This window comes from Streptomyces sp. (assembly GCF_036524955.1).
Classification (GTDB): domain Bacteria; phylum Actinomycetota; class Actinomycetes; order Streptomycetales; family Streptomycetaceae; genus Actinacidiphila.
This window is the reverse complement of the sequence record NZ_DATDBG010000308.1, coordinates 24272-31080: the sequence shown is the minus strand read 5'-3', so window position 1 is coordinate 31080 and position 6809 is coordinate 24272. Positions and strand designations below refer to the sequence as shown.

Genomic DNA, 6809 nt, shown 5'->3' with positions numbered 1-6809 from the left:
GGGGGCGCCCGGCCGCGCCGGTGCGCGGCGCGGCGGAATGGAGTTGTGTGGTCATGGATTCCGTGGCCTAGTGGGTCGCCGTCAGCAGCGAGTCGATCTCGCCCGCCGCTTTGTCGAGCGCCTTCCGGACGGACTGCTTGCCCTGGAAGGCGAGGGTCAGCTCGTTCTGCAGGACGGTGTCGATCTGCGGAGCCTGCGGGACCGAGGGACGCGGCCGGGCGGTGGCGAGCTGCTTGATGAACGGCGCGAACTCCGGGACCAGCGCCGCCTCCTGGCTGTCGAAGGACTTGATCACCGACATCTGGCCGGTCTTGGCCATGGTGAGCTGGTAGTCGGCTGTCTGGGTGAAGCGGATGAACTCCTCGGCCTGCTCCTGGTGGCGGGAGGCCGAGGTCATCGCGATGTCCTCACCGCCGACGACCGAGACGGAGCCGCCGGGACCGGCCGGCACCGGCGAGTAGACCGGCTTGAACTTCGGGTACTGGCCGGACCAGACGCCGGTCATCCACGGCCCGTCGAGGATGGTGGCGTACTGCCCCTTCGGCAGCCCGTCGGAGGTCTGCGTGCCGCCCTTGTCACCGGTGATCAGGTTCGGGATCGCGTCGGCCTTGTGGAGGTCGGCCAGCAACTGCACGCCGGCGACGCTGGCCGGGCTGTTGAGGTATCCGGTGGCCTTGGTCTGGTCGGCGTCGGTGACCGAGCCGCCCGCGGACCATATCCAGGGGTAGATGTTCCAGCCCTGGAGTCCGGAGTCGGCGAAGACGGAGACCTTGGCGGCGGCCAGCTTGGGCGCGGCGGCCTTCAACTCCTGGAAGGTGGCGGGCGGAGCGGACAGGCCGGCCTTCTTCAGCGCGTCCGGGTTGGAGATCAGCACCCGGGTGTTGCTGTCCAGCGGCAGGCCGTAGTAGTGGTCGCCGAGCTTGTTGGTCGCCAGGCTGCCCGGGTAGGTCTTGCTCGCCAGCGCCTGGAAGTCGGTCATCTTCTCGTCCAGCGCGGCGAACACACCGAGCGCGCCCATCTTCGGCACCCAGCCGAGGTCCGCCCGCACCAGGTCGGGCAGCTTGGCGCCGGCCGCGGCGGTGGTGAGCTTCTGCAGGAGCGAGTCGTAGGGGACATCGACGTACTTGATCTTGATGTCCGGGTGGGCCTTCTCGAAGGCCGGGATGATCGTCTTCTCCAGGGCGTCGGTCTGCACCTTGTTGCCGCCGTTGCCGTAGGTGCCCCAGAAGGTCAGCGTGGCGGGGCCGGATGACGATCCGGACGAGCCCGAGGTCGAGCAGGCGCCCAGCAGTGCCGTGCAGAGCGCGGCCGTTCCCAGCGCCAGCGCTCCTTTGCGATGACGTCTCATGTCGGTACTCCAGTGGTGAGTCTCGGAGGGGATCGGTTGGATCAGGGGGAGGGGAGGAACGCGGAGTGGTCAAGCCTCGAACGGCCGGTCGCGCGGGGCGCGGAGGGGGCCGCCATCGTCCGGTGGGTCGGGACAGTAGTGGAATTAATTTCTTGCGTCAAGCAATCTATTCACACATGTCACAGCCGGATTTCGGGGTGGCGGAACCCGGTGGGGGTGGGGTGTCGTGGGCCGCGGCCTCGTCGCGGTGGCGACGCAAGGTGGGTCTCGCCGGTGATGGGGTGAGGCGCCGGGCGGTAGCGGGTGACGCATCACCGGGTTGCGGTGGTGGTTGGGTCCGGCATGTTAATTCATGCTGTCACGGAACTAATATGGTGTGAAGCGTTCGGAGGGTACGGCACGGGTGGGGTACGGCGAGCCGCCGGGGTGTGGGGGCGCTCCGGGGTGTGGGGCGATGCGCGTCGTGGTGGGCGCGGGCCGGGCGGCCGGACGGCCGGGGTCACCCGGCAGTCCTACGGCCGAGGTCACCAGGTGGGGACGGCTCACTCCTGGCCGGGCCGCCCCGGACAGTCGCAGGCTCACCACTGAGGTCGGCGTCCTCGCCGGGAGCCAGCGGGAGGCCGGGGGTCCACGCTACGGCCGGTCGCGCCGCGCCGCAGGTCACGCGGGGTTCCACCACCGTGAGGGACGTCCCCCGGCGCCGCGCCCGGCTACCGCGCTCCGGCCGGGGACGCGGTGGACTGCCGTACCACGAGCTTCGAGCCGACGCGGATCGCGCGCCCGGTGCCGTCCGGGGTGCCCTCGCCCTTGGAGATGCGGCGCAGCAGCTGCTCGGCGGCGAGTTCGCCCAGGTCCCGGGCGCTGTTGTCGACGACGGTGATCGGGGGGTGCCAGTAGGGGAACCAGGGGGCTTCCTCGTGGCAGACCAGGGAGAGTTCGTCCGGGACGCGTATCCCGTACTGGACGAGGGCGCTGAGCGCTCCGAAGGTCGCCTCGTGGTTGGCGCTGTAGAGGGCGGTGGGGCGCGGTTCGCCGGCCATCAGCCGTGTGACCGCCTCGGTACCGAAGGGGACCTCGTACGGACCGCGGGCCACCAGTGCGGGATCGGGAGTCAGCCCCGCGTCGGCCAGCGCCTCCGCGAAGCCGGCGTAGCGCTCGCGGCCGGAGTCGACGGAGGCGGGACCGCCGATGAAGCCGATCCGGCGGTGGCCGAGGTCGAGCAGGTGCCGGGTGGCCAGCACCGCGCCCTCGCGGTCCGCGGACATGATCGCGTCGCCGGGGGCGCCGTCGGGGGAGCGCATCAGGTTCACCACGGGTACGCCGGCCGCGCTCACCTCCTGGACCGTGGCGGTGTTCCGGCCGGTGCCGACGATGATCAGCCCCGCGACCCGGTGGTCGAGGAGCATCTCCAGGTAGCGGCGCTCGCGGGCGGGATCGGCGTCGGTGATGCAGAGCAGCACCTGGTAGCCGAGCTCGTCCAGCCGCTGCTGCACGACGCCGGTGATGGTGTGGAACGAGGCGTTCACGAGGTTGGTCACCACGAGGCCGACGAGGTTGCTGCGCTGGGTGCGCAGTCCGCTGGCTATCCGGTTGGGGCGGTAGCCCAGGCGTTCCGCCGCGGCCATCACGGCGCGCTGGGTCGTCGCGCTGACCCGGTGCGACCCGCTCAGCACGCGTGATGCCGTGCTCTTCGACACGCCTGCCGCGTCGGCAACTTGGTCCAACGTGACCGCCATTGGCCCGCCCCGATCTTGGAATCGATCCCATTCAATTGGCCGTCGCTCTCGTCGTCGGCGGACCCCATCATGCCAGAAGCCCCCAACACCTCGATGTAAACAACAGGTTTCACCAGCATATTTCAGTCAGAACGGGCTTGACGCCGTCGCATCTGGGCTGTGACTGTGCTGTGCAATCGATCCCACAACTTGTGGGACGCGGCGTGATTGGAGACCTGATGAACCGGGGTGACGTGACCTGGCACGGCTACTGGCCGGCCGCGCCCACGCCGTTCACCGCCGACGGCGCGCTGGACGAGGCGGCTTGGCGGGCGCTGCTGAACCTCTACGCCGAGCACGGCGTCCACGGAGTGCTGGTGAACGGCACCACCGGCGAGTGGTTCTCCCAGACCCCGGCCGAGCGCCGCCGCGTCGCGGAGATCGCCGTGGCCGAACTGGCCGGGCGGGTACCCGTGGTGATCGGCTGCGGCGCGTTCACCGCCGCCGAGTGCGTCGAGTTCGGCGAGCACGCACGCGCGATCGGCGCCGACGGCATCCTGACCACGCCGCCTCCGTACGTACACCCCAGCCAGGACGAGATCTACGCCTTCTACCGCACCCTCGCGGAGTCGGTCGACGCCCCGCTGATGGTCTACAACTGGCCGCGCGGCACCGCCGTGGACATCGGCGTCGACACCCTCGTACGTCTGGCCGCGCTCGACAACGTCGTGGCCGTCAAGGACAGTTCGGGCGACGAGCTGAAGGTGGCGGAGACCTGCGCCGCTCTGGCCGGCAGCGTCCGGGTGTTCGGACGGTTCATCCACCGCCGCGGCATGGCGGTCATGGCCGAGTTCGGCGGCGACGGGAACATCGACGGCGGCGGGCTGGGCGCCCCCTTCGCGGTCCGCTTCTACGAGGCGTACTGGGCCGGCGACCTCGACCGGGCCCGCGAGTGGTCCGCCCGGTACGAGCGGCTGGTCAACCTGCTCGTCAACTCCGACTACAGCTCCCGCTTCGCCTCGCCCACCTCGCAGTTGAAAGCGGCGATGCGCCTGCTCGGCCAGCCCGGCGGCCACGTACGGCCCCCGCTGCTCCCGCTGGAGGACCCCGCCGCGCTCGGCCTGCTGTCGGCCGCGCTCGACGAGGCCGGCCTGCGCGACACCGTCCCCGCCCGCGCCTGACCCCCGCACCCCCCGACAGACCCTCCGAAAGGTGAAACCCACCGTGCGCAAGCTGATCATCCCCGCGGCCGCCGCCGCCCTGCTGCTGCCGCTGGCCGCGTGCGGCGGCGGGAACTCCTCGTCCGACGACACCAAGTCCGCCGCCTCCTCCTGTACGCCCGAACTCGGCGCCCAGGACCTGGTGAAGGACAAGACGCTGACCATATCGACCAACGCGACGCTGCCGCCCATGCAGTACGTCGACCCGAGCGGCAAGATCGTCGGCATGCGGGTCGACCTCGGCAACGAGATCGCCAAGACCCTCTGCCTCACGCCGAAGTTCGTCAACATCCCGTTCGACGCGCAGATCCCCGGCGTGCAGAGCGGCCGTTGGGACATGATCGACACGGGCATGTTCTACACCGCGGAGCGGGCCGAGACCATCAAGCTCGTGCCCTACGAGGTCCAGGGCGTCTCCGTCTCGGTGGCGAAGGGCAACCCGAAGGGCGTGCACTCCGAGGACGACCTCTCCGGCCGGACCGTCGCGGTCGAGGCCCCCGGTTACGAGTTCGACACCCTCACGGCGCTCAACGCCAAGCTCAAGGCGGCGGGCCGCAAGCAGATGACCGTCCGCACCTTCCAGACCAACGCAGAGGCGTACCAGGCACTGTCCGCCGGGCAGGCGGACGGCGTCGCCATCGTGGAGTCGGTCACCACGTACTACCAGAAGGACGGCCGGTTCGAGACCGCCGTCAAGGGCATGAACCCCGCCCCGCTCGCCCTCGGCTTCAGTAAGGGCCCGACGGCCGACGCCGTCGCGGGCGCCCTCAACAAGCTCCAGCAGAACGGTTTCCTGACCGAGCTCTTCAAGAAGTACAACGTCACCCCCTACAAGGGGGCCGTGAAGGTGACCACCGGCACCATCCCCGCCGCGTAGCCCCGGGCGAACGGACAGCAACCGCAAGCACGGACAGTACGACAACGGGACGGAACGGAAAGGTCGAGTCACATGTGGTCCTGGGATGCCTTCTTCTCATTCCTCCACAACCCCCAAATGCTGCGCGGAGCGTGGACGACCGTCTGGCTGACGGCGGTCAGCATGGCGCTCGGCCTTCCGCTCGCCGTGATCGTCGCCCTGGGCAGGGCGTCGTCCTTCGCGCCCGCCCGGGCGGTCACGGGGTTCTACGTATGGCTGATGCGCGGGACGCCGCTGCTGGTGCAGCTCGTCATCATCTACACCGGACTTCCGCAGCTCGGGCTGCGGCTGGGCGTCATCACCGCGGCGCTCACCGGTCTGGTGCTCAACGAGGCGGCGTATCTCTCGGAGATCGTGCGGGCCGGTGTCATGTCGGTACCGCGCGGGCAGACCGAGGCGGCCCGGGCGCTGGGCATGTCGCCGTGGCGGGTGTTCCGTGTGGTCGTCATGCCGCAGGCGCTGCGGGTGATGGTGCCGCCGCTCGGCAACAGCTTCAACGGCCTGCTCAAGACCACCACGCTGGTCTCGGTCATCTCGGTCGAGGAGTTGCTGCGCCGCACGCAGTTCGCGGTGCAGACCGACTTCCGGGTGCTGGAGGGTCTGACCGCGGCGGCCCTGTACTACCTGGCGATGACCACGCTCTGGGGCTTCGTGCAGCGCTGGCTGGAAGCCAAAGTCGGCCGCGGGCACGCACCGCGGCCCGGCCGCCGCGGCGGCCGGAAGGTGCTTCGGCTCGGGCCGAAGCCCGGGCCGAAGGCGGGGTCCGCCGCCGCCGAAGCCCCCGACCTGGACCTGGACCGACAGCTGGAGATGGACAACCGATGAGCACTCAGCAGGCGGCCGACCGTGCCGTGACGGTCGAGGCGAAGGGCGTCCACAAGTCGTACGGCGACGTGCGGGTGCTCAAGGGCGTCGACCTGACGGTCCGTCAGGGTGAAGTGGTCCTGATCCTGGGCCCCTCGGGCGGCGGCAAGAGCACCTTCCTGCGTACCCTCAACCACCTGGAGGACATCGACTCCGGGTCCCTGCGGATCTGCGGAGACACGGTCGGCCACCGCGAGCGCCGGGGCCGCAGGGTGCCGATGCCGGAGCGGCGGGTCGCCGTCCACCGCCGCAAGACCGGCATGGTGTTCCAGCAGTTCAACCTGTTCCCGAACATGACGGCGCTGGAGAACGTGGCCTCGGGCCCCGTACACGTCCACCGCACCCCGAAGGCGGAGGCGCGGCGCGACGCCGCCGGGCTGCTGGAGATGGTGGGACTCGCCGACAAGGCGGACCGCTACCCCTCCCAGCTCTCCGGCGGCCAGCAGCAACGCGTGGCGATAGCCCGCGCCCTGGCCATGCGGCCCGAGCTGATGCTCTTCGACGAACCCACCTCGGCCCTGGACCCGGAGATGGTCCGGGAGGTCCTCGACGTGATGGTCCGGCTCCGCGACGAGGGCATGACCATGGTCGTGGTCAGCCACGAGATGGGGTTCGCGCGGGCCGCGGCCGATCGCGTGGTGTTGATCAGCGACGGCGTGGTGGTGGAGGACAAGGCCCCCGACCCGTTCTTCTCCGAACCGGAGCACGAACGCACCCGCCAGTTCCTCGGCAAGATTCTGTGAGCA

General features: G+C 70.1%; 6 protein-coding genes. 4 read left to right on the top strand and 2 right to left on the bottom strand.

Translation table 11 applies throughout. The annotated features are described in order from the left end of the window. Positions 1-67: 67 nt before the first annotated feature. Together VIW71_RS24420 and VIW71_RS24415 are read right to left on the bottom strand one after the other, a co-directional pair. Complete coding sequence (locus tag VIW71_RS24420; RefSeq protein WP_331624756.1) at positions 68-1348, bottom strand: extracellular solute-binding protein; 1281 nt, start codon at positions 1346-1348, stop codon at positions 68-70. Positions 1349-2058: 710 nt separating this feature from the next. Next, positions 2059-3084: a LacI family DNA-binding transcriptional regulator gene (locus tag VIW71_RS24415; protein WP_331624755.1), complete on the bottom strand. Its 1026-nt coding sequence runs from the start codon at positions 3082-3084 to the stop codon at positions 2059-2061. A 218-nt stretch (positions 3085-3302) separates the two neighbouring features. Between VIW71_RS24415 and VIW71_RS24410 the strand changes: the two genes are divergently transcribed. The 4 genes from VIW71_RS24410 to VIW71_RS24395 all read left to right on the top strand — a co-directional run bounded on the left by VIW71_RS24410 (position 3303) and on the right by VIW71_RS24395 (position 6806). Next, a complete protein-coding gene (locus VIW71_RS24410; protein ID WP_331624754.1) occupies positions 3303-4244 on the top strand; it encodes a dihydrodipicolinate synthase family protein in 942 nt (313 codons plus the stop codon). A gap of 31 nt (positions 4245-4275) precedes the next feature. Beyond that, a complete protein-coding gene (locus tag VIW71_RS24405) occupies positions 4276-5160 on the top strand; it encodes an ABC transporter substrate-binding protein (protein WP_331624753.1) in 885 nt (294 codons plus the stop codon). Positions 5161-5277: 117 nt separating this feature from the next. After that, positions 5278-6024 carry an amino acid ABC transporter permease gene (locus VIW71_RS24400; protein WP_331624752.1) on the top strand — a complete coding sequence of 249 codons (747 nt, stop codon included), beginning with the start codon at positions 5278-5280 and terminating at the stop codon, positions 6022-6024. After that, on the top strand, positions 6021-6806 hold the full coding sequence (locus VIW71_RS24395; RefSeq protein ID WP_331624751.1) for an amino acid ABC transporter ATP-binding protein: 786 nt from the start codon (positions 6021-6023) through the stop codon (positions 6804-6806). Before VIW71_RS24400 ends, VIW71_RS24395 begins: the two co-directional genes overlap by 4 nt. Positions 6807-6809 lie beyond the last annotated feature (3 nt).